Genomic DNA, 256 nt, shown 5'->3' with positions numbered 1-256 from the left:
CACACAAACACCTCTTGTCTCCAAGGAGATGGTGGTTCCCTTTATTTTACTTGTTCTGTGCTTTGCTGCATGGGGAGCTGCGGCAAACATGACTGATCCGCTAGTAAAAGTGTTTAGTAAAATTTTTACTATGTCGTCAGTGCAGTCTGCATTGGTACAATTTAGCTACTATGGAGCTTACTTTTGCCTAGCTATTCCGGCGGCATATATCAATAAACGCTTTTCGTATAAAACAGGTGTGTTAACCGGTTTAGGG

The 256-nt window shown here is 42.2% G+C and carries 1 pseudogene; it reads left to right on the top strand.

The features are described 5' to 3' along the window. A pseudogene (locus tag AAEY75_RS16060) lies at nucleotides 1-256 on the top strand (hypothetical protein); the annotation flags it as partial.

It is taken from the genome of Psychrobacter sp. TB55-MNA-CIBAN-0194, assembly GCF_040309505.1.
GTDB lineage: Bacteria > Pseudomonadota > Gammaproteobacteria > Pseudomonadales > Moraxellaceae > Psychrobacter > Psychrobacter fozii.
This window is presented reverse-complemented; position numbering and strand designations above follow the sequence as displayed.